Origin of the sequence: Caulifigura coniformis, assembly GCF_007745175.1 — a bacterium.
In the GTDB taxonomy this organism is placed as follows: domain Bacteria; phylum Planctomycetota; class Planctomycetia; order Planctomycetales; family Planctomycetaceae; genus Caulifigura; species Caulifigura coniformis.
In genome coordinates this window covers 4,018,699-4,041,722 of sequence record NZ_CP036271.1, presented here as the reverse complement: position 1 = coordinate 4,041,722, position 23,024 = coordinate 4,018,699, and the positions used below count along the sequence as shown (strand labels likewise).

General features: G+C 64.0%; 23 protein-coding genes. 5 read left to right on the top strand and 18 right to left on the bottom strand.

Annotation, left to right across the window (positions count from 1 at the left end; translation table 11 throughout):
- Positions 1-11 precede the first annotated feature (11 nt).
- Positions 12-755 carry a hypothetical protein gene (locus Pan44_RS16325; protein ID WP_145031075.1) on the bottom strand — a complete coding sequence of 248 codons (744 nt, stop codon included), beginning with the start codon at positions 753-755 and terminating at the stop codon, positions 12-14.
- A 193-nt stretch (positions 756-948) separates the two neighbouring features.
- Between Pan44_RS16325 and Pan44_RS16320 the strand changes: the two genes are divergently transcribed.
- The 3 genes from Pan44_RS16320 to Pan44_RS16310 all read left to right on the top strand — a co-directional run bounded on the left by Pan44_RS16320 (position 949) and on the right by Pan44_RS16310 (position 2,307).
- The gene (locus Pan44_RS16320; RefSeq protein ID WP_197453383.1) at positions 949-1,437 is read left to right on the top strand and encodes a methylated-DNA--[protein]-cysteine S-methyltransferase; all 489 of its coding nucleotides are present in this window, start codon (positions 949-951) and stop codon (positions 1,435-1,437) included.
- Between the two features lie 95 nt (positions 1,438-1,532).
- A complete protein-coding gene (queF, locus tag Pan44_RS16315; protein WP_197453382.1) occupies positions 1,533-1,907 on the top strand; it encodes a preQ(1) synthase in 375 nt (124 codons plus the stop codon).
- Between the two features lie 58 nt (positions 1,908-1,965).
- Positions 1,966-2,307 carry a YciI family protein gene (locus Pan44_RS16310; RefSeq protein ID WP_145031073.1) on the top strand — a complete coding sequence of 114 codons (342 nt, stop codon included), beginning with the start codon at positions 1,966-1,968 and terminating at the stop codon, positions 2,305-2,307.
- A 68-nt stretch (positions 2,308-2,375) separates the two neighbouring features.
- On the opposite strand, the gene hemQ is transcribed toward Pan44_RS16310, so the two are convergent.
- From hemQ to Pan44_RS16295, 3 genes are all read right to left on the bottom strand, one after another.
- A complete protein-coding gene (hemQ, locus tag Pan44_RS16305; protein ID WP_197453381.1) occupies positions 2,376-3,233 on the bottom strand; it encodes a hydrogen peroxide-dependent heme synthase in 858 nt (285 codons plus the stop codon).
- A 32-nt stretch (positions 3,234-3,265) separates the two neighbouring features.
- Complete coding sequence (locus Pan44_RS16300) at positions 3,266-3,661, bottom strand: thioredoxin family protein (protein ID WP_145031072.1); 396 nt, start codon at positions 3,659-3,661, stop codon at positions 3,266-3,268.
- A gap of 83 nt (positions 3,662-3,744) precedes the next feature.
- Positions 3,745-5,070 (bottom strand): dihydroorotase, encoded by a 1,326-nt coding sequence (locus Pan44_RS16295; protein ID WP_231754075.1) that lies wholly within the window; start codon positions 5,068-5,070, stop codon positions 3,745-3,747.
- Between the two features lie 209 nt (positions 5,071-5,279).
- Here Pan44_RS16295 and Pan44_RS16290 point away from each other — a divergent pair, with 209 nt between their 5' ends.
- A complete protein-coding gene (locus tag Pan44_RS16290) occupies positions 5,280-6,413 on the top strand; it encodes an efflux RND transporter periplasmic adaptor subunit (protein ID WP_145031070.1) in 1,134 nt (377 codons plus the stop codon).
- Here the strand turns inward: Pan44_RS16290 and Pan44_RS16285 are convergent.
- The 12 genes from Pan44_RS16285 to Pan44_RS16230 form a co-directional block, all read right to left on the bottom strand.
- Positions 6,402-7,112 carry a response regulator gene (locus Pan44_RS16285; protein ID WP_145031069.1) on the bottom strand — a complete coding sequence of 237 codons (711 nt, stop codon included), beginning with the start codon at positions 7,110-7,112 and terminating at the stop codon, positions 6,402-6,404. The two genes, Pan44_RS16290 and Pan44_RS16285, sit on opposite strands and share 12 nt — an antisense overlap.
- A gap of 89 nt (positions 7,113-7,201) precedes the next feature.
- A complete protein-coding gene (gene phoU, locus Pan44_RS16280; protein ID WP_145031068.1) occupies positions 7,202-7,882 on the bottom strand; it encodes a phosphate signaling complex protein PhoU in 681 nt (226 codons plus the stop codon).
- Positions 7,883-7,938: 56 nt separating this feature from the next.
- A complete protein-coding gene (pstB, locus tag Pan44_RS16275) occupies positions 7,939-8,751 on the bottom strand; it encodes a phosphate ABC transporter ATP-binding protein PstB (RefSeq protein WP_145031067.1) in 813 nt (270 codons plus the stop codon).
- A gap of 68 nt (positions 8,752-8,819) precedes the next feature.
- On the bottom strand, positions 8,820-9,866 hold the full coding sequence (locus Pan44_RS16270; protein ID WP_145031066.1) for a PstA family ABC transporter permease: 1,047 nt from the start codon (positions 9,864-9,866) through the stop codon (positions 8,820-8,822).
- Positions 9,863-10,855, bottom strand: coding sequence for a phosphate ABC transporter permease subunit PstC (gene pstC / locus Pan44_RS16265; RefSeq protein WP_145031065.1), 993 nt, complete (start codon positions 10,853-10,855; stop codon positions 9,863-9,865). The genes Pan44_RS16270 and pstC overlap by 4 nt, the downstream gene beginning before the upstream one ends.
- A 30-nt stretch (positions 10,856-10,885) precedes the next feature.
- On the bottom strand, positions 10,886-11,887 hold the full coding sequence (locus tag Pan44_RS16260) for a PstS family phosphate ABC transporter substrate-binding protein (protein WP_145031064.1): 1,002 nt from the start codon (positions 11,885-11,887) through the stop codon (positions 10,886-10,888).
- Between the two features lie 163 nt (positions 11,888-12,050).
- Positions 12,051-13,331: a sensor histidine kinase gene (locus Pan44_RS16255; RefSeq protein ID WP_197453380.1), complete on the bottom strand. Its 1,281-nt coding sequence runs from the start codon at positions 13,329-13,331 to the stop codon at positions 12,051-12,053.
- The gene (locus tag Pan44_RS16250; protein ID WP_145031062.1) at positions 13,328-14,713 is read right to left on the bottom strand and encodes a bifunctional folylpolyglutamate synthase/dihydrofolate synthase; all 1,386 of its coding nucleotides are present in this window, start codon (positions 14,711-14,713) and stop codon (positions 13,328-13,330) included. The genes Pan44_RS16255 and Pan44_RS16250 overlap by 4 nt, the downstream gene beginning before the upstream one ends.
- A 13-nt stretch (positions 14,714-14,726) precedes the next feature.
- Positions 14,727-15,950, bottom strand: a complete 1,224-nt coding sequence (tyrS, locus tag Pan44_RS16245; RefSeq protein WP_145031061.1) for a tyrosine--tRNA ligase — start codon at positions 15,948-15,950, stop codon at positions 14,727-14,729.
- Positions 15,951-16,385: 435 nt separating this feature from the next.
- Positions 16,386-17,939 (bottom strand): D-alanyl-D-alanine carboxypeptidase/D-alanyl-D-alanine endopeptidase, encoded by a 1,554-nt coding sequence (dacB, locus tag Pan44_RS16240; protein WP_145031060.1) that lies wholly within the window; start codon positions 17,937-17,939, stop codon positions 16,386-16,388.
- A gap of 54 nt (positions 17,940-17,993) precedes the next feature.
- Positions 17,994-18,983 (bottom strand): acetyl-CoA carboxylase carboxyltransferase subunit alpha, encoded by a 990-nt coding sequence (locus Pan44_RS16235; protein ID WP_145031059.1) that lies wholly within the window; start codon positions 18,981-18,983, stop codon positions 17,994-17,996.
- A gap of 135 nt (positions 18,984-19,118) precedes the next feature.
- Positions 19,119-20,597 carry a serine/threonine protein kinase gene (locus Pan44_RS16230; protein ID WP_145031058.1) on the bottom strand — a complete coding sequence of 493 codons (1,479 nt, stop codon included), beginning with the start codon at positions 20,595-20,597 and terminating at the stop codon, positions 19,119-19,121.
- A gap of 286 nt (positions 20,598-20,883) precedes the next feature.
- Between Pan44_RS16230 and Pan44_RS16225 the strand changes: the two genes are divergently transcribed.
- Entirely contained in the window at positions 20,884-21,081 is a 198-nt protein-coding gene (locus Pan44_RS16225) for a hypothetical protein (protein WP_145031057.1), read from the top strand.
- A gap of 75 nt (positions 21,082-21,156) precedes the next feature.
- On the opposite strand, the gene ilvE is transcribed toward Pan44_RS16225, so the two are convergent.
- Both ilvE and Pan44_RS16215 read right to left on the bottom strand, forming a co-directional pair.
- A complete protein-coding gene (gene ilvE / locus Pan44_RS16220; protein ID WP_145031056.1) occupies positions 21,157-22,020 on the bottom strand; it encodes a branched-chain-amino-acid transaminase in 864 nt (287 codons plus the stop codon).
- 254 nt (positions 22,021-22,274) lie between these two features.
- Positions 22,275-23,024 carry an ABC transporter ATP-binding protein gene (locus tag Pan44_RS16215; RefSeq protein ID WP_197453379.1) on the bottom strand — a complete coding sequence of 250 codons (750 nt, stop codon included), beginning with the start codon at positions 23,022-23,024 and terminating at the stop codon, positions 22,275-22,277.

Genomic DNA, 23,024 nt, shown 5'->3' with positions numbered 1-23,024 from the left:
TCGGCTACGATCTACCGCCGGCTGATGGCGGCGGCAAGCGGCTTCAGAACCTGTTCGACCACATGCTCCTGGAGCAGCGTCTCGGCGGCCTCCCGCAGTTCGTTGAACGTTGCCGACAGCGAGGAATCGTGCGCCTGGCTGCCATACTGACGGACTGTGAAATAGACGCTGATTGGCTCTTCCCCGAAGTCGTTCCGTCGCACCTGGTAAGCGTTGGTCCGGGTTTCGATCGACAGCCGACATTGCCGCCGGCAGGTCTCGTCGAGACTGATGGTGATCGAAGGGTCGAACTTCAGAGCCCGGGAGCCGGGGGTGGACAGCAGGCTTTCCATCAGCGATCCGCTGCCGAACGCCTCGGCGACCAGTTCGTCATGGTTCCCCTTGTAGGCAAAATCGAAGCCCATCAGGAAATCCATCGCCTCGCAGTCGAGCGGGCTGACCGAGAGCATGTACGGCGCGAGGTCGAGGGCGAGGAAATGCTGCTTCATCGCCTCATCGATGCTGGGAGGGTTCACGAACCCGCTGCAGATCCGTTTCGTTTCGAGACTCATCCACCGATAGGCCGGCTGATCCTTGTCTTCTTCCAGCACGAAGTCGCCGGTTTCGCGCGCGAAGAAATTGCGCATCGACGGGTACGACTTCTGAACGCGTCCGAAGAATTCCAGCACCGTCTCCCGCTGCTGGGGAAGCGGCATCTCGGTATTCAGGTTCAGGTTGACGAACGTGTCGTCGGCCATTGAGGCGTATGGATTCATTTCACCTGGTTTCGGGAGCACGCCCGACGCAATCCTCGCCCGGCCGGAGTCCGCCGGGTCCCTTGGCAAATGGATCGTCACAAGCAACGATTCACGCCGATGGAATGTTAGGAGGTCTGGAATGCTCGGTCAAAGTGCAATCTCAGAGGCGACTTGCGTCGATTCGTGCGCAGTCAGCCTCTTTCGGACTGCCGTGGGCTGGGTAGGAATGGCCGGCGAGGGACTGCTGCTTCATTCGCTGGTCCTGGGACACTCCTCCCAGGCGGAATGCCTGGCCCGATTCCAGGACCTGCTGGCATCGGGAGCCGTCATCGACGACTGGAATCCCGAATTGCGGACCCGCGTTCAGCGTTTCCTTGCCGGCGACGTGTGCGACGACTTCCGGGACGTCGAAACCGCGGTCACGGAATCGACTCCGTTCGCCTCGCGTGTGATCGCAGCCGTTCGCAGGATTCCGGCAGGGAAGGTGTTGAGTTACACGGAAGTCGCCGCCCAGAGCGGCTCGCCCAGGGCGTCGCGGGCGGTCGGGAATATCATGGCCCGGAACCGGATTCCGCTGGTCATACCGTGCCATCGCGTCGTCGCCAGCGGAGGCCGCCTGGGGGGATATTCGTCTCCGCAGGGCCTCTCCATGAAAACCCGGCTTCTGCAGCTGGAAGGCGCCGTCGCGGCGACACCGTAGCCATCGCCGGCGAGCCGTCTTGAATCACGAGTGTTTGTTCTCCAATTGTCATCGAAACGCAGTCGCCAGACTGCTTGAGGAAGAGTGGAATCGGGATGTCAGCCGCGGACCGTGGAATTCTGGAGACGTTTGAAAACCCGCACCCCCAGCGGGATTACATCATCGAGACGGTGTGCCCCGAGTTCACGTCGCTGTGCCCCAAGACGGGCCAGCCCGATTTCGGCACGCTGACGATCATCTACACGCCCGGCGCGAAGTGCTTCGAGCTGAAGTCGCTGAAGCTCTACCTTCAGCAGTACCGGAACATCGGCTCGTTCTATGAGGACGTGACGAACCGGATTCTCGACGACCTGGTCGCCGTCACCCAGCCGAAGCACATGAAGATCGAAGCGGCCTTCACGCCCCGCGGCGGGATCCGAACGAACGTGATCGTGCAGCATCCCGGTGGAACTTCTTCGTCGCGAGGCTGAGGCGAGCGAGGATAAGCCGCCTCACCGCGACCTTCTCCATCCCTGAAGAACGAGTTCCATGGCGAAATATCTGATCTCGTTCCCCAGCGCGGCGATGGTCGTCCCCGATGGTGACTGGGACGCGGTGAGTCGCGACTCGCACGCGGTCATCGAAGAAGCCAAGGCCGCTGGCGTCTACGTCTTCGGCGGGGGCATCGATGAATCGGTCCCTCCGGTTCTGGTCGCGGCCGACGGCACGTTCACGGAAGGCGGCTACTCGTGGGCGCCGCCGCTCAATGGCGGGTTCGCGGTGCTCGAAATCGCCTCGCGCGAGGAAGCCATCACCTGGGCCGCGCGCCTTGCGAAGGCCTGTCGCTGCCAGCAGGAACTGCGGGTGTTCGGCTTCGACCCGGCGTCTTGAGACCGACGGGACCTCGGGATCGAGGCCCCGCCGAACGGTCGATTGAGCCCAGGCGCTGATGCTCGGGATCAGGCCTTGAGCTTCAGATGCTTGAGAATCTCGTCAATCGGCGTGCTGTACCCGAGATAGAACGGGCCGAACTCGGCGTAGCGGGCTGAGGCCTTGTCGTATCGCATCGTGTACACGATGTCTTTGATGTATTCCGGAGCGCGGCCCCACAGGGTGACGCCCCATTCGTAGTCGTCGAAGCCTGTCGACGCCGTGATGAGCTGTGACACCTTGCCGGCGAACTTGATGCCGCTGGTGGCATGCTCGGCCATCAGCGCCGAGCGCTGGCTGAACGGCAGGTCGTACCAGTTGGCGTGCGGGTCGCGGATCTTGTTCATCGGGTAGAAGCAGAAGACGGGCCACGCCGGAATGTCGGGGTAGAGCCGCTGCTTGTTCATCATCGGCAGCCGCTGCTCATAAGCCGCGACCTTCGCCTTGTAGGCAGGGTCATCAGGCGACGTCCCTTCGTGCCGCAGCCGCTCCGCATACTGCTCGGCCGTCGGAACGTATTCCGACACCTCGGTGATCGAGACGAAGGAATAGGTCGGCACGAGCGCCGGGCCCAAACCACTCGCACGCACCGCCTGCTTGACCGCATCGATCTTCAGGGGATCAGGATCGAGGAGGAACATTCCGAAATCGGCCTTGTGCCCCGAGACGACGAACGTCTGCAGTCGTTCGGGACCGCCCTCGCGCTCGGTGAGCGCCGCGGCCAGTTCTTCGCCGCCGCGTGTCCGCGTCGCGCTGTCCAGCTGCGCGAGCCGGGCCGCGTCCACGCGGTAGTACATGTGCAGTGAGTGCCAGCCTTCGGCGAGGCGGGCCGTCGGTTCCGGCAGGGGAGGAGCGGAGTGTCCGTGCGGGCGCTGGGGAGCGTTCATCGAATCCAGTTTTCAGTGCGCAAGCGTTGGGGTTACTTCAGATGGGGACCAGCCCATTGCATCAATGCTTCATAGCTCGGCGGCGCGCCTCGGCAAATGTCGACCACGTTGCCGCCGTGAATCATGACCAGGGTCGGATACCCGCTGACCTTGTAGTGAGCGGCCAGGTCGCCCCGGGCATCGACGTCGATTTCCACGACCTTCACCTTGCCGGCGTGTTCCTCTTTCATTTTCTCGAGGAACGGCTTGATCATCTTGCACGGACCGCACCAGCTGGCGGTGAAGTCGACCAGTACCGGCATGGGCTGAGACGTGACTTCTTCAGCGAACCAGGCGTCCTCCGGCGGGGCAATCGTCGAGAAATCGGACTTGGAGTTACACCCGGCCGCGAACAGCAACAGCAGGAGCAGAGAGTGGCGGCGGTGCATGGGAAACGGTCCGTCAAAGTGAACAGGCGTCGCGCGAGTGTCGCGGACGCGAATCGCCGTGGTCAAGGGGGAGAGGCGCGGCCTCAGCGCGCGGCGCGAAAGGTCGCCTCCCGACCGCGGACGTCCGTCTTCACACGTCCTTCGGCGAATACCGTCTGTCCCATCACGATGGTTCGGACGGGCTGGCCGGTCAGCGTCTCGCCGTGCCACGGGCTCCAGCCGCTCTTCGTCAACTGGTTCTGATTCTCAATCGTATGCCGGCGCTGAAGATCGACCAGCACCAGGTCGGCATCGAAGCCTTCCTCGATCCGCCCCTTGCGGTCGATCTGCCAGATGCGTGCGGGCGCTTCGCACATCCAGCCGACAATCTCTTCCAGCGTGCATTTTCCCTTCGATGCCGCATCGAGCATGAGCGCCAGGGAGTTTTCGACCGCCGGGAGCCCGGAGGGAGATTTGGGATAGGGCTGCCGCTTCTCATCGAGGGTGTGCGGCGCATGATCGGTCGCGATGACTTCGATCCGGCCGTCGTGCAGGGCCTCCCACAGTCCGGCCACGTCATCGGCCGTTTTCACCGAGGGATTCATCTGGATCAACGTTCCGAGGCGCTCGTAATCGTCGACGGAGAAGAACAGGTGATGCGGGCAGGCCTCGGCCGTGACCCATTCGGGGGCGGACCGGAGCAGCTCGGTTTCGAGGCGCGTCGAGACATGCAGGACGTGGAACGGATGGTGGTGCCGCGTGGCGAGGTCGATTGCCCGCTTCGTGGCGATGTAGGCGGCCGAGGTGTCGCGAATGCGCGAGTGATCGGCCACGTTACCGGTGCTGGCGTAACGCTGGATGTTTTCGCGAACGGTCGTTTCGTCTTCGCAGTGAGCGCAGATCGGGAGCGTCGTTTCCGCGAAGATCTGCTCGAGGGCCGACTGATCGTCGACCAGCAGATCGCCGGTGCTCGAACCAATGAAAATCTTGATGCCGGGCGTGCGCGAGACCGACTTCAGCACGTCGATATTGGAGCTGGCGGTCGCCTGGTCGTACGTCGCCCCGATATAGAAGCCGAAGTTCACGACCGACTTCGACGCCGCGCGCTGCAGTTTGTCCAGGAGGGCTTCGGGCGTGGTGGTCGTCGGCCGGGTGTTCGGCATCTCGAGAAATGTCGTCACGCCCCCCTTGGCGCAGGCGACGCTTCCGGTGTGGAGGTCTTCCTTGTGTTCGAGCCCCGGCTCGCGGAAGTGGACCTGGTCATCGATCACGCCTGGAATCAGGTGGAGTCCCGCGGCGTCGATCACCTCGTCGGCCGCCGCGCCGGCGGGCGGCGCGATTCCGAGGATGGTGCTGTTGTCGACGAGGACGTCGACCTTCTGGACTCCCGAGGGGAGGACGCAATTCGCATTCTTGATCAGTGTTCGCACGTCAGAAGAACTTTCGAGGGCGCGGTCGAACTTCGGAAGGGTGTCTCTCTGACATCGTGACGGTTCGATCCACGGTTGCCAGTCCAATCGACCTCCCTTGATCCGAGAATTCGAGAGGTCCAGCGGTGTCAAACCGGGTCGTTGACGGACGGGATGCCGCGGCATACTGTCACGTCGGTATCGATGGAGCCATCACTCAAGGGTCAGGCATGAAGTCCACGACCATGTTTCAGGGCCGCCGGATGCGCGGGCTTGGGGCGTCCGCCGGCGCTGCGGCGATGCTCCTGCTGGGCGCGTCATCACCGGCCGCAGCGCAGTTCGGCGCCCAGCCGGCCGCGACTCCCGCCGCCAAACCCGTTGAAGGGAAGCCGGCCATCATCGAGCGGGCTCCTTTGATTCTCAGGGACAGCACCCGGTTCCAGATCCCTCTGAAACTCGACGCGGCCAAATCGGTGCGTGTCTCGGCGCGGGTCGACGGAGTCGTCGCGACGATCCTGACCCGGCTTGGCGATCGCATCCAGACGCAGGCGGAAGTCGCTCGACTGGAATCGCAGGAGCGGCAGCTGGAACTGGCCCGGGCCCAGGCCGCGCTCCGCGCCGCACAGGCCGAACGCACTGCCAACACCGGCAATGCCGCGGGGGTCGCCGATGCACGAATCGAAGAGGCCAAGGCGAGCGTCGAACTGGCGGCACTGAGACTCGACTACTGCAACCTGCGGAGCCCACTCACGGGAATCGTCACGCAGCTGCATGTCACGGAAGGGCAGTTCGTCCGGGCGGGCGAACCGATTGCCACCGTCGTCGATCCCACGAAGCTCCGGATCGATGTCCCCGTCGATTCGAAAACGGTGACGGCCGGCGGCACGGTCCAGATTCTCGTCGAAGACCAGCCCGTGACCGGCACGGTCGAAGCGATCGTCCCGCTCAACGACCGCTTCGAGCCGCTGCGCGATCTCTTTCTGTCGATCTCATCCGGCGTCCTGGCGATCGACAACTCGGGAGGGAAGTTCAAGGTGGGGCAGACCGCCTATTCGCCGATGATCCCGCGGCAGGCAGTCACGGAGGTCCCGACGTCCGCCATTTCGAACGCCGGCGACGGCGAGCGAAAGGTCCAGGTGATCCGCGACGGCATCGTGCGCGACATCCGCATCCAGCCGCTCGGTCAACAGGGAGAGGCGTACGTCTTCGTCAGCGGACGCTTCGGCGTCTCCGACGAACTCGTGCTGAAGAGTTCCGAGCCGCTGCTCGACGGGGCCCGCGTCGTGGCGGCGGAAACGGCCGCGCCGGCTGCGGGCGCCTCGAAGCCCGATGCTCCCCGCCCGAGCTCAGGCTCAAGCTTTTGATCCGGTGACTGCGGCCGAGTCGAACCGGTAACCGACGCCGCGCACCGTTTCGATGCATTCCGCAATGCTGTCGAGCTTCTTCCGCAGCGCCCGGACGTGAACGTCGATCGTCCGTTCCATGGAGTTTGCATCCTCGCCGCGGCTGCAATCGAGCAGTTCGTTGCGGGTGAAGGTCCGGCCAGGCTGGCGAGCGAGGGTCCACAGCAGCCGGAATTCGGTGGGAGTCAGCTGCAGGTCCGTCGACTCGAGCATGGCGCCATGACGGATCCGATCGATGCGGAGAGTTCCGACGTCGATCACCTTGGCGTCATCCTCCGCGCCGGCGCGGGGCCGGCGCAGCAGGGCCTTGATCCGTTCGATGAGCGGTTTGATCCGGAACGGTTTGGCGACGTAGTCATCCGCCCCAAGGTTGAAACCGACGATCTCATCGGTCTCGTCTCCCTTCGCGGTCAGCATCAGGATCCGCGTGTTCCTGGTGCGGGGATCGCTGCGAAGCTGCCGGCAGACCTGCAGTCCGTCCATGACGGGCAGCATCAGGTCGAGAACGACGAGTTCGGGCAGAAAGGCCTGTGCCCGTTTGATGGCCGACTGACCATCAGCGGCGGTCGCGACGTCAAAATTCTCTTTGGCCAGGTTGTAGACGAGCACTTCGGAAATCGAAGGTTCATCATCCACGATCAATACGCGTGGTTTGGACATCAGTTCCTGCGGCAAATGGATCACTTCGGGGCCGCCTGCAGAAGGTGCAGGCGGCCCTGTCTCGAAAGCGCAATTCTGCAGTCGATGGCTCAGGCCTTGGTATCAAGGCGCTCGAGCTTCTTGGCGTGCCGGATGATCCGGCCCTCCACCAGGTAAACGACGTCTTCGGCGATGTTCGTGGCGTGATCGGCGACGCGTTCCACCTGGCGCACCGCGGAAAACAGGTGCAGCAGGGAATCGAGCCGATCGGGGCTCTGGTGCATGTACTGGATCATCTCGCCGATGAGGATGCGATTCGTCTCGTCGATCGCGTCGTCTTCAGTGCAGACGAGCCGGGCTTTCTTGCTGTCCAGCTCCACATAGGAATCGATACTTCGGTGGAGCATGTCGACGGCCCGCGCCGCCATGTCCTTCAGCCGGTCGGGCACCTGCACGCTGGGGCCATCCAGCAGGCCGACTGCCCGCTCGGCGATGTTCACGGCGAGGTCGGCGACGCGTTCCAGTTCGCCCGAAATCTTGAGCACCGTCGTGATGCGGCGCAGGTCGATGGCGACGGGCTGGTGAAGCGCGAGAATCTTGAGGCACGACTCTTCGATCCGCACGTCCCAGCGGTCGATGTCGGTGTCTTCCGACATCAGCCGGCGCGTGTCTTCCATGCTCGGACTCGAGAGCTGGTCCACCGCCCGGTGGATCATGTCCTCGACTGCCGCGCACATCGACAGCAGATCCTTGTGGAGGTCGTGAAGATCAAGCTGCAGGTGAACCGACATGGCCTGGTAGTTTCAATGTTCGCTGAGAGAGAAACGTGCGGGGCAGACCTGGAGGATCAGCCGAAACGTCCGGTGATGTAGTCTTCCGTCTGCTTCTCTTTGGGCTTGGTGAACAGCTCCCGGGTCCGTCCGACTTCGATGAGCTGCCCCTGGTAGAAGAACGCGGTGGAATCGCTGATGCGCGCGGCCTGCTGCATGTTGTGGGTCACGATCACGATCGTGTAGTTCTCTTTGAGCTCGAAGATCAGGTCCTCCACGCGGGCGGTGCTCGCCGGATCGAGCGCGGAGGCCGGCTCGTCCATCAGGAGGACGTCGGGGCTCGTGGCCAACGCCCGCGCGATACACAGCCGCTGCTGCTGACCGCCTGAGAGCGCCAGGGCCGACGAGTTCATCCGGTCTTTCACTTCCTCCCACAGGCCCGCGCGCTGCAGCGACGATTCGACGATCGACGTGAGCTTCCGCCGGTCCCGTTCACCGGCCACTTTCGGACCGTAGGCGATATTGTCGAAGATCGACTTGGGGAAGGGAGTCGATTTCTGGAACACCATGCCCACGCGTTTGCGCAGGGCCACCACGTCGATCTGCGGCGCGTAGATGTCGACTCCTTCCAGGAGCACTTCACCCGTGTGCCGCGAGCCTTCGACAATGTCGTTCATGCGGTTCAGCGTCCGCAGGAAGGTGCTCTTGCCGCAGCCGGACGGACCGATGAAGGCCATCACCGAACGTTCCGGAATCGCCAGCGAGATGTCGAAGAGCGCCTGACGTTCCCCGTAGAAGAAATTGAGACCGCGGGTTTCGATCTTCGTCGGCTGCGGACCGGCGGCCGTCGAGGGCTGTCGATCTTTCACCACGTCGGTATACGAAGGCATGGACTCGAGTTTCCGGGATCCTGCGTTGGGCGTCAGTGTCGGCATGATGGAAGGAGCCCCTCTGGGGGTCACCATTTCATATGTTTCTGGGATCGGAACCGGATGTAAACCGCGATACCGTTCATCACGAGCAGCAGGCCGAGCAGCACGAGAATGCCCGCCGAGGCGAGCTGGTGGAACGCCGGCTGCGGCTTCTCGATCCAGCTGTAGACCTGCATGGGAATCACCGTGTAACTGGAGAACGGTGCTTCGAGCACACCGGCCGGGTTGGTGAACACCTTGGCCGGCGAATCGATCCGTCCGGGGGCATAGTTCACGAACGTAAACGCGCCGGCCACGATCAACGGGGCGGTCTCTCCGATGGCGCGGGAGAGTGCGAGGATCACGCCCGTCACAATCCCCGGCAGGGCAGAGGGCAACACCTGTCCGCTGATGGTCTGCCAGCGCGTCGCGCCGAGCGCGAGCGCCGCATGCCGGATGGTCGACGGGACGCCCCGCAGAGCCTCCTGCGACGCCACGATGATTGTCGGCAACAGCAGCAGGGCGAGCGTCAATGCCCCCGAAAAGATCGACCGGCCGAACGGCAGCGGGATATCGACTCCCGCGATGGTGACGCCTTCGATGTCCATGCCCGTCATCCGGTGCAGCGGACCATTCGTATCGAAGAGGCCGAACGCCCGCACGAAGGCCGCGAGGCCGAGCAGTCCATAAACGACCGACGGAACGCCGGCGAGATTCGCGAGGTTCGTCCGGATGATACGGACGATCCAGGTATCGGAGGCGTATTCCTCGAGGAAGATGGCCGCTCCGACTCCCAGCGGAATCGAGATCAGGCCCGTGAGCAGGACCAGCCAGAACGAACCCCACAGGCCAGCCAGGATGCCGGCCCGATCGGGATGGGCCGAGTCGAAGCTTGTCAGGAACCGCCAGGTCAGCGCGCCGCTGGCCTCGTAGAAAATCGTTCCCAGGATAACGGCGAGGAAAGCGAAGCTCGACCAGGCCGCAGCGCGACAGGAGGCCTCGAAGAGCCAGCCTTCGCGCGACGAGCGATCGAGGGAATTCGATCCACGCACGGGCTGTGAATGCCCGGCGGAGGGCGGAAGGGGAGAGGTCATTGGTACGTCTCCCGATACCGCTGCATGACCCATTGGGAAATCACGTTCATCACCAGCGTCACCAGGAACAGGCAGGTGGCGACTGCGAAGAGGCTCTTGTAGGTGATCGTTCCGGCGCTCACGTCCCCCATTGTCATGTTGACGATGAAGCTCGTCATCGTCTGAGTGCTCTCCAGAGGGTTCAGCGTCAACGTGGGACGGTTACCCGCCGCGATCGCGACGGCCATCGTCTCGCCGACGGCTCGCGACAGGGCCAGCAGGAAGGAGGCCACGATCCCCGAGAAGGCCGCGGGCACGACGACCTTCACCGAGACGTCGAACTTCGTGGATCCGAGGGCGTAACCGGCCTCCCGCAGACTCCGGGGAACGGCCCGCAGGGCGTCTTCACTGAGCGAGCAGACCATCGGAATCAGCATCAGCCCGACCACGATGCCGCCGCTGAGCGCATTCAACCCCTGAACTTCGAAGCCCAGCAGCTGGCTGAAGAGCGGGTTGATGATGTAAGGCGTCACGAACATCAGTCCGAAATAGCCGTAAACGATCGTGGGAACACCCGCGAGCAGTTCCAGGGCGGGTTTCACCCAGGTCCGGGTCCTGGCCTTCGCATATTCGCTGAGGTAGATGGCGCTCAGGATGCCGATGGGCAGGCCGACGAACCCGGCGATTGTCGTGATCAGGAAAGTGCCGCTGAGGAGAGGCCAGATTCCGAATCGCGCGGGTTCGAAGTTGGGCCGCCAGGCGGTGTCGCCGAAGAACTCCGCCAGCGAAACCTGCTGGAAGAAGGCCGGGTCGTCCGGGTTCGCCGAATAGATCGTTTCCGACGCCAGCATGTAGAGGATGCCGAGGGTCGTCAGGATTGAAGCCAGCGCGCACAGGAACAGCAGCGACTGGATGATCCATTCCAGGAAGCGGCGGCCCGTCAGACGGCGCTGCAGGTGTCGAGCGTCGACGGGCGCGGGAAGGGCCGGGGATGGCAGGGAGGAGGACATGAAATCGGCTGGGAGATCCGCGGACAACCTTCAGTTTGCGGCGAGGCTCGACGTGGCGATGGCCTCGTCGAGCCGTTTTCGCTGTTCCTTCAGCCGGTCAGCGTGCAGGGGAATGCAGTGCGCCGTTTCCACCAGTTTCTGACCTTCATCGGACAGGTAAAACCGCACAAACTCGGCGACTTCCCTGCGGGTCAGCGACTTCCTCGAAACGTAGATATAAACCGGACGCGACAGTGGCGTGTAGGTTCCGCCCTCGATGGTGGCCTTCGACGGCTCAATCGCCGCAGCGATGTCGTCACCCGCAGCGATCTTCACGATCTTCAGCCGATCCCGGTTTTCATCGAAATACGAGTACCCAAAATACCCGAGTGAGTGCTGATCGCCAGCGATGCCGATCACGAGCTGATTGTCGTCTTCGCTCTGGCTGTAGTCGGATCGACTGACACCTTTCTTGCCGTTCACGACTTCCGTGAAGTATTCAAAGGTTCCGGAATTCGTCCCGGCCCCGAAAAGTTTGATCTCGGTCTCGGGCCAGGCGGGATCGAGGTCGCGCCAGCGTCGGGCGCCGTTGTCGGGATTCCAGATCTGGTGGAGCTGTTTGACGGTCAGGGCAGAGCACCAGTCGTTGCCGGGATTCACGACGATCGAAATGCCGTCGAGCGCGACTTCCAGCTCGAGGACTTCGATTCCTTTCGCCTTCAGGGCGTCCGACTCCTTCGCCGTGATCGGGCGCGAGGCGCCGGCGATGTCGATCTCGCCCTGGATCAGCTTCTTGAATCCACTGGAGGTTCCGCCGCTTCCGACCGGAGCCTGGACGTCCTGATGAAGGCCGCTGAACGCTTCGGAAATCGCCTGGGTAATCGGGTAAACCGTGCTCGAACCGTCGATCAGGATCGTCCCGGCAATCTGGTCGCCCGAGGACGCCTTTCGCCCCTCCGCATCTGCCACACGCACGGTGCAGCCGCAGGCGGAAATGACGCATGCCCCGACGACGGCAATCAACGCGCGACGAACCTGGATGCCGAAATTCATCTGGAAACCCGATCGGACAACATGCAGTGCACCGGGCCGACGGCCCGTTTCCCGGTCTGGTATAGGAGGCAATTGTTAAGATCCCGCGAAGGGATGGCGAGTTTCGCGTCCACTCCTGGAGACGGTCACAATCTCCAATTCCGTGCCTTTCAATGGATTGCGTTCACGAACGGGGGAGGGAACGCGTTTCGGACTCTCCGGCCGGCAGCCAGATTGTGAACCGGCTTCCGCGTCCCTGCTGGCTTTCCAGTTCGATGCGTCCGCGAAACGCGTGCACGAGATGCTTCACAATCGACAGGCCGAGGCCCGTCCCTCCCAGTTCGCGAGACCGCGCGCGATCCACACGATAGAACCGCTCGAAAACGCGCGGCTGATGCTCCAGCGGAATGCCGACTCCCGTGTCCGTCACGGAGATCACGACTTCTTCGCCGGGCTGACTCCATTCGATCTCCACCCGCCCCCCGGAAGGGGTGTAGTTGATCGCGTTGTCGACGAGGTTGCTCAGAATCGTTGAGAGTCCCTCGGCCTCGGCGGTGGCCATGATCGGACCATCGGGAGACTTCGTGACCAGGGATAGCCCTTTCGCCGTCGCGAGGTCCTGCCGGTCTCGAACGCAGTCGAGCACGATGTCCCCGACATCGACGGCGCGGATCTCGAACGCGACCTCGTCCGACTCGATTCTCGCCAGCCGAAGGAGGTCGAGAATCAGCGTCTGCAGTCGCTCGGCCTGTTCCTGGATGCGTTCGACGAACTTCCGATTGTTCGCGTCGTCTTCAAGACCCCCGCTCAGGAGCGTTTCCGCATATGCCTGGATCGAGGTGAGAGGAGTCTTGAGTTCGTGCGACACATTCGAGACGAACTCGCGTCGCATCCGTTCCAGCCGGCGGAGTTCAGTGACGTCGTGCAGGACGATCAGCACTCCGCCTGCCGGCTCGAGATCGAGCGGGGCGACCGAGACGGCGAGCGTCAGCTTCTGCCGGATCAGCTGCAGCTCGGTGCGCTGGTGCAGGCGGGTCGAGAGCGCGGTCTCGATGACTTCCTGCAGCTGGGCCGAGCGCGACACTTCGGAAATCAGCCGTCCCGCGACCGACTTTTCTCCGAGGTCGAGAAGGTTGCGGGCCGCCCGGTTGACGTAGAGCAGGCTCTGGGACCGATTGGCGACAACGACGCCGTCGATCATTGTCCCTAGGACGGCCTCGAACAGTTCGGCCGACGGGCGCGTGAGAGGGCGGGCCGCCGGCCTCGAAGGGGGCGCGTCGCCCGGCTCGAACGAGGCGGATTCCCTGCCGGCGACGAGCCGTCCGATCGCGCCGACGACGACTGCGAGCAGGGCCATCGCCAGGGCCCAACCGGCGGTGAAGTCTCCGACGAAGGCACAGGCCACCGCGATGAACAGCGCGGGCCCGATGGCGACCAGCCAGCCGCTTCCACCGGCCCGACTCATTCCAGGCCTCCGGCGATTGGCTGCATCTCCGCAGCGAGGAACACCGACCCACTGACGCAGATCAGCCCGTGGGAATCGACCGCCTTGAGCGCCGCATTCCATGCGGCCTGCGGATCGGGAGCGGTGGACCAGGGGATCGACAGTTCCTGGGCCGCGAGCTGGGCGAGCAGGTCGACCGGCAGCGCACGCGGATTGTGGATGTAGCGAGTCAGGATCACCTCGTCGAAGCCGCGATTGAAGATCTTCAGCATCGACGCGGCGTCTTTATCACGCGACGTCGCGTAGATCAGCACTCGGCGTGACGCCTGCAGAGGTTCGAGCGTCGCGCATAGCGCCGCGGCCGACGCGTCGTTGTGCGCGCTGTCGAGGATCACCCTCGGATTGCGTCGCACTTCTTCGATGCGCAACGGCCAGCGGAGGCTGTCGAGGCCGCGGGCAATCGCCCCGGAATCCAGAGTTCTCCACGAGTGATTCAGCAGATCGAAGGCCGTCACGGCGAGGGCAAGATTCCGACACTGGTGAGCGCCGGGGAGGGGAGTTTTCAGAGCGTTGTGACGTCCCCAGGGCGTTTCCACTGTTGCCCGGTGCTGCGGAAGTTCGCGCGATGCGTCGATGTCGCCGACAGCCAGTCCGATCTCCTTCGACAGGCGATAGAGCGGCGCGCCGGCGCGGTCGGCCGTCTTCGAAATCACCTCGACGACTTCCGGCTGTTCGGCCCCGGAGATGACCGGCACACCGGGCTTGATGATCCCTGCTTTCTCGGCGGCGATCTTCGGCAGCGTGTCGCCGAGAAGTCGCATGTGGTCGCGGCTGATGCTCGTGATGATGCAGCAGACCGGATTGCAGAGGTTGGTGGAATCGAGGCGTCCCCCCAGCCCCACTTCCATCACCGCGATGTCGCAGCGAGACGACTGGAAGTGCAGCCAGGCGAGGGCAGTCGTCACCTCGAAGTATGTGGGGCCCGGAGGCATCTCCTCAACGAGCGTTTCGACGGCCGGCCGGATCCGCGCGACAAGCGAGACGATCTCTTCCGCCGAGGGCTCGACGCCGTTGATCGTCATCCGTTCTTCGAAACGCACGATGTGCGGCGAGGTGAACAGGCCGACCCGCAGGCCCGCGGCCCGCAGCATCGACGCCAGCATTGCGGACGTGGAACCCTTCCCCTTGGTGCCGGCCACGTGAACGACGGGCAGGGTCGCCTGAGGCTGGCCCAGGAGCTCGAGCAGTCGGGCCATGCGTGCGAGACGAAAGTCTTCGACGCTGTACGAATCGTGTGAAACGCGTTCGTAGTTCAGCCGCAGCAGGATGTAGTCCATCGCTGCGCGATAGGCGGCGTCGCCGTTCGCGTTCGTTCCTTCCGGTATTGCAGACGAGTGAGTCATCGCGGAGTGTTGATCAATCGACGAGCTCGATCCGCTTCACGCGTTTCTTGCCGACCCACACCAGCAGCCCGGTCGAGAGCGGAACCACCTGGTCGTGAGCGGTCAGCGGAGTCTTCTCTTCGCCGGTGAACGCGCCTCCCTGCTGAATGGCGCGGCGCGCCTCGCTGGTCGATGAACACAGGCCCAGAGACTTGAGCAGGTGGGCCGCCAGCATTCCGTCCCCCTGGAGCGTGCTCCGCGACAGGGTCGCCGTCGGAATGTCGGCCGGCAGCGCCCCGTCTGAAATCTCACGCTGCCACCGCGCGGCCGCTTCCTCGGCGGCCGCTTCGCCGTGGTACTGCGCGATGACAAGCCGGCCGAGCGTCAACTTGCACTCTTTCGGGTGCCCCGCGAGCAGCGTTTCGATCTCAGGCAGCGGAACCTGGGTCAGCAGTTCGTAGAACATTCTCATGCAGGCATCCGGAAGCTGCATGAACTTCTTCATCATCTCGTAGGCCGGCTCGTGGATGCCGATGTAGTTCCCGAGGCTCTTCCCCATCCTGCGGACGCCGTCGAGGCCCACGAGGATCGGAGACATCACGCCAATCTGCTCGGGCAGTCCGGCGTCGCGCTGGAGATCGCGGGCGAGCATGAAACTGTACAGCTGCTCGGTCCCGCCGAGCTCGATGTCCGAACGGATCATCACCGAGTCCCAGGCCTGCATGATCGGGTACAGGCACTCGTGCAGGAAGATCGGCGAGCTGGCCGCCATTCGCTTGGCGAAGTCGTCCCGGGTCAGCAGCTGAGCGACGGTCACCTTGCCGCACAGGTTCAGGATGTCCGCAAACGACATCTTCCCGAACCAGTCGCCGTTCCGGTGCACCTCGGCCTTCGAGAGGTCGACGACCTTTCCCACCTGGGTCAGGTAGTCGCGGGCATTCGCTTCGACATCCTCGGCCGAGAGACGTTTGGCCCTCGCGTGATCCCGGCCGCTGGGATCGCCCACCATCGCCGTGGCGTTCCCGATGATGATGACCGCCTGGTGCCCGAGGTCCTGGAACTGCCGGAGCTTCCTCAGAGGGACGGTATGCCCCAGGTGGACGTCGATCCCGGTCGGGTCGATTCCGTATTTCACCCGCAGGGGCGTCCCGGTCTCCCGGCTCTTCTTCAGACGGTCCGCCAGCTCCGCTTCGGGCACGATCTTCTCGACGCCGCGGCGGATGACTTCGAGCTGCTGGCTGACTTCCGGGAAACTCATTCCTGACTCGCTTCTGCTGATCCAGTTTCAGGCGCCGCCGCCAGGTCGACCGTGACCGGGGCGAGGGGTGGCCCGAGGGAGGGGCTTGCACCCCCGGATCGGTTCGTATCACATTTCCGGCAGGGGGAGAACGAACCCGCATCCGGAATCCCGGATCGCGGCGCCCGAGGCACGCCGCCGATCGAATCCGATCCGTCCGGCCCACCTTCGAGCGATCACTCCGACACAGCCGCGAACAGAGGATTCATGACCAGGCGAGAGACCATGTCGACAAGCGCCGCGGCCCACAGCCGGGCAGCGAGGCGAAGGGGTCGCACGGCCGCAAGAGCCGTGTGACATCCCGAAAAGACCTGTTCTCCAACGTCCGATAATGTCCGTTATGTTCCCTTGGGATGGGGGTTTTCCGAGGGATTCACGCTGATTGCCGCCGGGCCATCAGAAGGCCTGCTGGAAGATCTCCGCCAGCTGGCCCAGCGTCTTGCCCTCCCGCACCGTCGCCTCCGAGTTCGGCAAATGGGTCATGCCGACGAAGAACGCGAAGGCCAGCTTCCGGCCGCTCGCCGCGTCGATGTAGCCCGCCAGTCCCTTGGCCGTCAGGACGGTCCGGTCGTTCAACAGGTTGTCCCAGTAGAGCGTGCCGGTCTTCGCAAAAACTTTCCCTTTGGCCGGGCTGTCGACGCCAATCGTCGCCAGCGTCCCGTCGACACCCAGGATCGGCAGGCAGTCCCGGAAGCGATCGAAATCAGGACGGACCGACCACGATCGGAGCAGCTGAAGCGTTGCCCGCGGAGTCACGAAATCGGCCCTGTCTCCCCCTGCTCCTCCTCCGAAAGAAATCGTGTCCCGGTCGACCCCCAGACGGGCGAGAATCTCACCCTCCACCTGGAGCCCCTCAGAGAGCGTGCGCCGTCCGCGCCGGGCGGCCAGGAGCAGCGGCAGCGTGCTGGCATGCAGGTTGTGGCTGACCTTCAAAATCAGCCGCGCGTTTTCGGCGAACGTCGGCGACTCGAGAGACGCCACCAGCGGAGCGCCGGAATACCACGCAGCCGGCGGCAGGCTTCCGGAGCGCTGCGGCACGAACGCGCTCGCGTCGACCGTCACGCCCTCGGCCCTGAGTGAGTCGATGAACGCCGCCCGCAGCGTGAAGTCGGGATCGCCCCATTCGAGCACCTTCACGACCGGCGGCCGGCCGGCCGGAATCTCTCCGCGGACCACAACACGCCCCGGGCCGCCCCAAAAGTAGCGAAGATTCACCTTGCCGTCCGCCGCGATCGTTTCGACCAGTGAGTCGACGCGAATGACCGACCCCTCGGGACGCGTGGCGACCCTCGCCGGCTGCCCCGCTTCCGCCGGCGTCACCAGGATGTCGAGGACATTGTCGTTGAGGAGCACCGGAGTGACCCGCGTCGGACCACTCCCGGTGCTCGGAGCGGAGTCGAACAGCCGGTCATCCACCAGGATCTCGCCGGTGATCCGGGCGATGCCCGATTGTTTCACCTGCCGCGCCAACGATCGCACCCCCGCCAGCGGATCTTCCTCCACGAGCTGCGCGGAGTGATTGCCGTTGGCGTACGTATGGTCGACGTTGCGGAACGCGATCCGACCCTCGGGAGTCGTCCGTCCGCCGAGCGTCAGATCGCCGACCGACTGGAGAATCAGATCCCCTTCCAGGCGGCCGCCGTCGACCACTTCCCCGCGGCGGAACACCGGAGTGTAAAACCGGTGGTCCGGTCCCAGTTCGGCCCATGCCGCCGAGACGCTGAACAGCTTCGTGACGGACGCCGGCGCGAACAGCTTGTCGCTGTTCATCTCGAAAACGGTGTCACCGGTCTTGAGATCAGCGACCAGTATGCCCCAGTGCGAATGCCGGTATTCCGGCCGGGCCTGAAGCTCCTCGATCGCTTTCCTCCACGGCTGCGGATCGGCGGCGGACAGGTGACAGCAGGGAACGCCGACAACAACGAGGAAGACGACAAGTGCGCGAACCATGGTGTGCTCTCATGCAGAAGAACGGCCCCTGTTGCGCGTCGCGGCGAACTCGCTTCAGCCGGCTTCCGCCGCGACGATCTCCGCGGCGTTCTCTTCGAACATGCCGATCCGGCGAAACTTCTCGTAACGCCGGTCGAGAACCTGCTCGAGCGACAGCGGGCGCAGTTGCTTGAGCGCCTGCAGGATCGACGCCTTGAGCGAAATGGCCATGCGACGATGATCGCGATGCGCGCCGCCGAGCGGCTCGGCGATCACTTCATCCACCACGCCGAACTGCAGCAGATCCTTCGCCGTGAAGCGCAGGGCGTCCGCGGCCTTGTCGGCGAACTTCGGATGCTTCCAGAGAATGCCGGCGCAGCCTTCCGGGCTGATGACCGAGTAGTACGCATACTGCAGAACGGCGACATGATCGCCGATGCCAATTCCGAGAGCGCCGCCCGAGCCGCCTTCGCCGATCACGATGCACACGATCGGCGTCTTGACGCGGGACATCTCCCGCAGGTTGAGCGCGATCTGGTAGGCCTGGCCGCGCTCTTCGGCGCCGATGCCGGGATACGCTCCCGCGGTGTCGATGAAGCAGACGACCGGCAGGTGGTACTTCGCGGCCATCTCCATCCGGAGCAGGGCCTTGCGATACCCCTCGGGATGCGCCATTCCGTAGTTGTGCTCGATCCGCTCATCGAGGTTCCGTCCCTTGTGCTGACCGATGAAGACCACCTTCTGGTCATCGATGCGGGCCAGCCCCGAGAGGATCGCGCGGTCGTCGCCGAACGCCCGATCGCCGTGCAGTTCGACGAACTCGTCGAAGATCAGCTCGACGTAATCCATCGTCTGCGGACGGTTGGGATGCCGCGCCACGCTGACCACTTCCCAGGGCTTCAGTCCTTCGTAGATTTCGCGCGTGCGACGCACGAGTTCGAGACGAAGTTGCCGGATCGACTCCTTCAATTCGTCCGACGAATGGGGCTGGCGTTCCAGCTGCTCGATCTGGGCTTCGAGGTCGAAAATCGGCTTCTCGAAGGGGAGTGGATTCAATGCGGCCATGCGAATCGTGGCGCCCTGGCTCCTCCGTGCAGGAAGCCCCGGCGATGTCAGGAGATTGTGGAGCGGCCGGGCCTCGACGCGGCGCGCAGGTTGATCGGGGCAGAGTGTAGCAGGCGTCGCCCCAATCGGGATGCCTCAGAGCACGTCCGGAAGCTCTTCCATCAGCGGAATCTCTTCGGCGGGCTTCGCGGGCTGGGGCGCGGGCGCTGCCTTCGCGGAAGGAGGCAGGGGGGCCGGCGCCAGGGGAGGACGCAGCGGAGCCGCCGGGAAACCGGGCATCGCTCCGGGAGGCATCCCCGGCATCTGGGCGCCGGGCATCATTCCTGGCGCCATGCCCGGCATGGGCATCCCAGGCATTGGGGCGTAACCCGGCATACCGGGCATCGGCATTCCTGCGCCGGGCATGCCGGGCATCGGCATCCCAGGCATCGGGGCGTAACCCGGCATCATCGGCTGCGGGTAGCCCGGCGGGTAGCCGTATGCCGGCGGCGCCACGGGCATCGGCATTGGCATCGGAGCGGGCGACTGTGGGGCCGCCGCGGCGGCGCCGGGCTTTGCGGGAACCGGGGTGCTCGAACTCCCCTTCTTCGCCAGCCGCCGTTTTGCTGCGTCGAGCATCGCCGCTTTTTCAGTGGCGATTCTCTTGGCCTCCGCAGCGACGAACGCCTTCTCCTCGTCGGTTCGGCCGGCATCAACGCGGCTGTCGAGCCGCGCGCTCAGGCTCTTGGAAAAGTCTTCTTCCTTCTGGGAGGCCTTCTGCTTTGCGTAGTCGTCCGCCTCAACCTTGAAGAACTTCAGGTTCCGGACTGCCGCGAAGATCTCCTGCATGTTCGCGGGGCGGTCCTTCGGCTTCTTGGCCAGCATCGACAGCACGAGCGCATCACACTCGGGCGTCACGTTATCGTTCCAGCCCGACGGCTTCTCGGGCCTGTCGCGCACATGCATCATCAGCAGTTCGTTCGGATTCCCGCTGATGAACGGCGGGCGTCCGCACAGCACTTCGTAGAGCGTCACTCCCAGACTGTAGATATCGGCGGCAATCCCCAGCGGCTCGCGCTGGATTAACTCGGGAGGTAGATAGGTCTTCGTGCCTGAAATGACGGCCCCCTTCCTGCTGTGGAGGAGACGCCCCACTCCCCCCTTGGGGGGAGCCGCCAGCGAAAAGTCGATGACGCGGATTTCCGATCCTTTGCTGATGAGGATGTTGTCCGGCTTCACGTCGCGGTGCACCCATCCCTTTTCATGGATGTGGGCCAGGGCCTGGGTGACGCATTCCATCAGCTTCTTCACGCGCACCCGAGCGCCCGTCAGGTCGCTCCGCAGCATCGACTTCAGGTTCGGAGCCCGGAAGTACTCCATCGTGAAGTAGCCGTGCTTCTTGGAGAGCTTCAGGTCGAGAATGCGGATGATGTTGGGGTGGTCGAACCTCTTCCCCACCGACGCTTCGTGCTTGAGCGACGCCTTGTGATCGGCGTCCGCGAGCGCTTCCGGCAGCAGCAGCTTCATCGCGAAAGTCTGGCTCGACGAGACCTGCTTCACTTCCCAGATCTGTGAAATATTGCCCGTGGCCAGGCAGTTCACGAGCTCGTAGTCGTCGATGATCGTATTCGCCACGATAGTCCGTCCTTCCGCGGGGCCGTAGAGACGCGCCGTCGACGCGCCAACCGATTATAGCGCACCCTCAAGGGCCTTGACGACGAAGGACTCTCCGATTTCGGCCGGAATCGGCGCTTCGGAAGATTGGCGCCGATGTTCAGAAATCGAAACAGCCTGTGCGCGCCCCGCAGGCTGCGCCCCGCTCTTTTCCAAGGTTCCGGCACGACTCCCGATCGCCCGGCCCACGGTATGGACGCTGCACGGGATCAGAGACTTCCGGCTGCCTTCCTCCAGAAACGATCCGATGTCCCGAGAACGCCTCCGATCCAACGTCCAGGTCCGCAGCGCGGGCGTCGATCCCAGCGTCGCCCTGCTCGTCTGCGGTCTCGTCGTTTCGGCGCTCGTCCTGCTCACGATGCTCGGCGTCAAAGCCGAGTCCCGGCGCCGCCAGGACATCCTCGGCGACAGGCCGAACGCCGCCTCGTCCGATTTCGGACACTGATCCGGATTCGCACCCCGGTCTGAATTTGGCCACCGTGCGGACGGCCCTGGCTCCCACTAACCGGGAGCCGGGTCGTTACAACGTGAGTTCGCCCCGCGTCAGTCGCTGGAATCGCTGGCGCAGATCCTGCGTGACCGGCCCCGGCTTCCCGTCGCCGATCATCCGACCATCGACGCCCACGACCGGAATCACTTCCGCCGCCGTCCCGGTCAGGAAACACTCGTCCGCGACATACACGTCGTGCCGCTGAAGCGTGACTTCGCGGACCGTCACCCCTGCCCCTTCGGCCAGCCGCATCACGGCCCGCCGCGTGACGCCATCGAGGACGCCCGAATCGACCGGGGGCGTCAGCAGTTCCCCCTTCTTCACCAGGAACAGGTTGTCGCCCGTGCACTCGGCGACGTCCCCTTTGTGGTTGAGCATGATCGCTTCGGGAGCCCCGGCATCCGTCGCCTCGATCTTCGCGAGGATGTTGTTCAGGTAGTTGAGCGACTTGATCCGCGGGCTGAGCGCCGCCGGATGATTCCGGATCGTGCTCGCCGTGATGATCTGCATTCCCTTTTCGTACAATTCGGCCGGATAGAGCGAGATCGTATCGGCGATCACGATCACCTGCGGATCGCTCGTCTTCCGGATGTCGAGACCCAAAGACCCCGAGCCGCGCGTCACGACCAGACGCACGTATCCATCCCTGATGCCGTTCGCGGCCACGGTCTTCTCAACGGCCGCGGTCATCTCCGCCGGCGAGATGGGCATCACCAGCCGGATCGCCCGCGCGCTTTCGTACAGCCGCTCGATGTGCTCGCCCAGGAGGAACACCTTCCCTCCATAGACGCGGATCCCCTCGAACACGCCATCGCCATACAGCAGCCCGTGGTCGAAAACACTGACGACAGCCTGTTCCTTCGGAAGGAGGGCCCCGTTGACGTACACCTGCATGGCAGACTCAATCAGCTGAAAATGAAAGACTCGGGATGACTCGCCCGGAGTCTAAATCCGACAGCAGCCATTCTCCAGACACCCTGCCCTGCTTGTGAGTTCGCAGACAGGAATCACCGCCCGCCAACGGCGTCAACGAAGAACGGTCGGGCTGAAACGGTCTTGAGCAGGCCGCTGGGCGAATCGTCAATCCGCTGGCCCTGGAAGACACGGAGTCGACAGCGCCACACGGAGGAAATGGACGGCGATCGACTTCAGGCCGCGTCTTCGAGCGACTGTAGCCGCCCTTCGCGCAGGTTCACGATCCGCTCCGCCCGGCGGGCGATCGCGTCGTCGTGCGTCACCATGACGATCGTCAGCTTCTCGTCGGCGTTCAGCTTCGTCAGCAGCGACATGATCTCCCGCCCCGTCTGGACGTCGAGATTTCCGGTCGGTTCATCCGCCAGCAGGACTTCCGGCTGGCCGACCAGTGCCCGGGCAATCGCCGCCCGCTGCATCTCGCCGCCCGAAAGCTCCGAGGGCCGGTGCTTCAGACGATGCGCCAGGCCGACCTTCTCGATCATCGAGCAGGCCGCGTCGCGGAACTGGCCCCGCATCCGCCAGTATTCGAACACGGAATGCCGGATCATGAGCGTTGAGAGCACGTTCTCCAGCAGCGTGAGTTCCGGGAGGAGATGGTAGAACTGGAAGACGAATCCGAACACACGATTGCGGAGTTCGTCGCGCGTCGATGCCGGCAGGTCGTCGATCCGTTTGCCGTTCAGTGACACCCGTCCCATGTCGGGAACGTCGAGCAGGCCGAGCAGGTGCAGCAGCGTGCTTTTCCCCGAGCCCGACTGGCCGACGATGGAAAGGAACTCCCCTTTCTGCACCGTGATGTCGACTCCGCGGAGCACGGGCACCGCACACTGCCCTTTGCGGTAGGCCTTGTCGAGCGCCTGGGCGGCGAGATAGGGCGATGCCGATTTCTGCATGGGGACGATCGAAGGAGTGGCCGCTGGCAT

Excerpts from the sequence above, each read along its gene's own strand:
- pstB (WP_145031067.1), bottom strand. The coding sequence starts at position 8,751 with ATGCCTTCGTATACCGACGTGGTGAAAGATCGACAGCCCTCGACGGCC.
- tyrS (WP_145031061.1), bottom strand. The coding sequence starts at position 15,950 with ATGAGTTTCCCGGAAGTCAGCCAGCAGCTCGAAGTCATCCGCCGCGGC.
- Pan44_RS16325 (WP_145031075.1), bottom strand. The coding sequence starts at position 755 with ATGAATCCATACGCCTCAATGGCCGACGACACGTTCGTCAACCTGAAC.
- queF (WP_197453382.1), top strand. The coding sequence starts at position 1,533 with ATGTCAGCCGCGGACCGTGGAATTCTGGAGACGTTTGAAAACCCGCAC.
- hemQ (WP_197453381.1), bottom strand. The coding sequence starts at position 3,233 with ATGAACGCTCCCCAGCGCCCGCACGGACACTCCGCTCCTCCCCTGCCG.
- Pan44_RS16290 (WP_145031070.1), top strand. The coding sequence starts at position 5,280 with ATGAAGTCCACGACCATGTTTCAGGGCCGCCGGATGCGCGGGCTTGGG.
- Pan44_RS16260 (WP_145031064.1), bottom strand. The coding sequence starts at position 11,887 with ATGAATTTCGGCATCCAGGTTCGTCGCGCGTTGATTGCCGTCGTCGGG.
- Pan44_RS16215 (WP_197453379.1), bottom strand. The coding sequence starts at position 23,024 with ATGCCAGCGGCCACTCCTTCGATCGTCCCCATGCAGAAATCGGCATCG.
- Pan44_RS16235 (WP_145031059.1), bottom strand. The coding sequence starts at position 18,983 with ATGGCCGCATTGAATCCACTCCCCTTCGAGAAGCCGATTTTCGACCTC.
- Pan44_RS16270 (WP_145031066.1), bottom strand. The coding sequence starts at position 9,866 with ATGACCTCTCCCCTTCCGCCCTCCGCCGGGCATTCACAGCCCGTGCGT.
- Pan44_RS16225 (WP_145031057.1), top strand. The coding sequence starts at position 20,884 with ATGTCCCGAGAACGCCTCCGATCCAACGTCCAGGTCCGCAGCGCGGGC.
- phoU (WP_145031068.1), bottom strand. The coding sequence starts at position 7,882 with ATGTCGGTTCACCTGCAGCTTGATCTTCACGACCTCCACAAGGATCTG.
- Pan44_RS16285 (WP_145031069.1), bottom strand. The coding sequence starts at position 7,112 with ATGTCCAAACCACGCGTATTGATCGTGGATGATGAACCTTCGATTTCC.
- Pan44_RS16300 (WP_145031072.1), bottom strand. The coding sequence starts at position 3,661 with ATGCACCGCCGCCACTCTCTGCTCCTGCTGTTGCTGTTCGCGGCCGGG.
- Pan44_RS16250 (WP_145031062.1), bottom strand. The coding sequence starts at position 14,713 with ATGACTCACTCGTCTGCAATACCGGAAGGAACGAACGCGAACGGCGAC.
- pstC (WP_145031065.1), bottom strand. The coding sequence starts at position 10,855 with ATGTCCTCCTCCCTGCCATCCCCGGCCCTTCCCGCGCCCGTCGACGCT.
- ilvE (WP_145031056.1), bottom strand. The coding sequence starts at position 22,020 with ATGCAGGTGTACGTCAACGGGGCCCTCCTTCCGAAGGAACAGGCTGTC.
- Pan44_RS16310 (WP_145031073.1), top strand. The coding sequence starts at position 1,966 with ATGGCGAAATATCTGATCTCGTTCCCCAGCGCGGCGATGGTCGTCCCC.
- dacB (WP_145031060.1), bottom strand. The coding sequence starts at position 17,939 with ATGGTTCGCGCACTTGTCGTCTTCCTCGTTGTTGTCGGCGTTCCCTGC.
- Pan44_RS16255 (WP_197453380.1), bottom strand. The coding sequence starts at position 13,331 with ATGAGTCGGGCCGGTGGAAGCGGCTGGCTGGTCGCCATCGGGCCCGCG.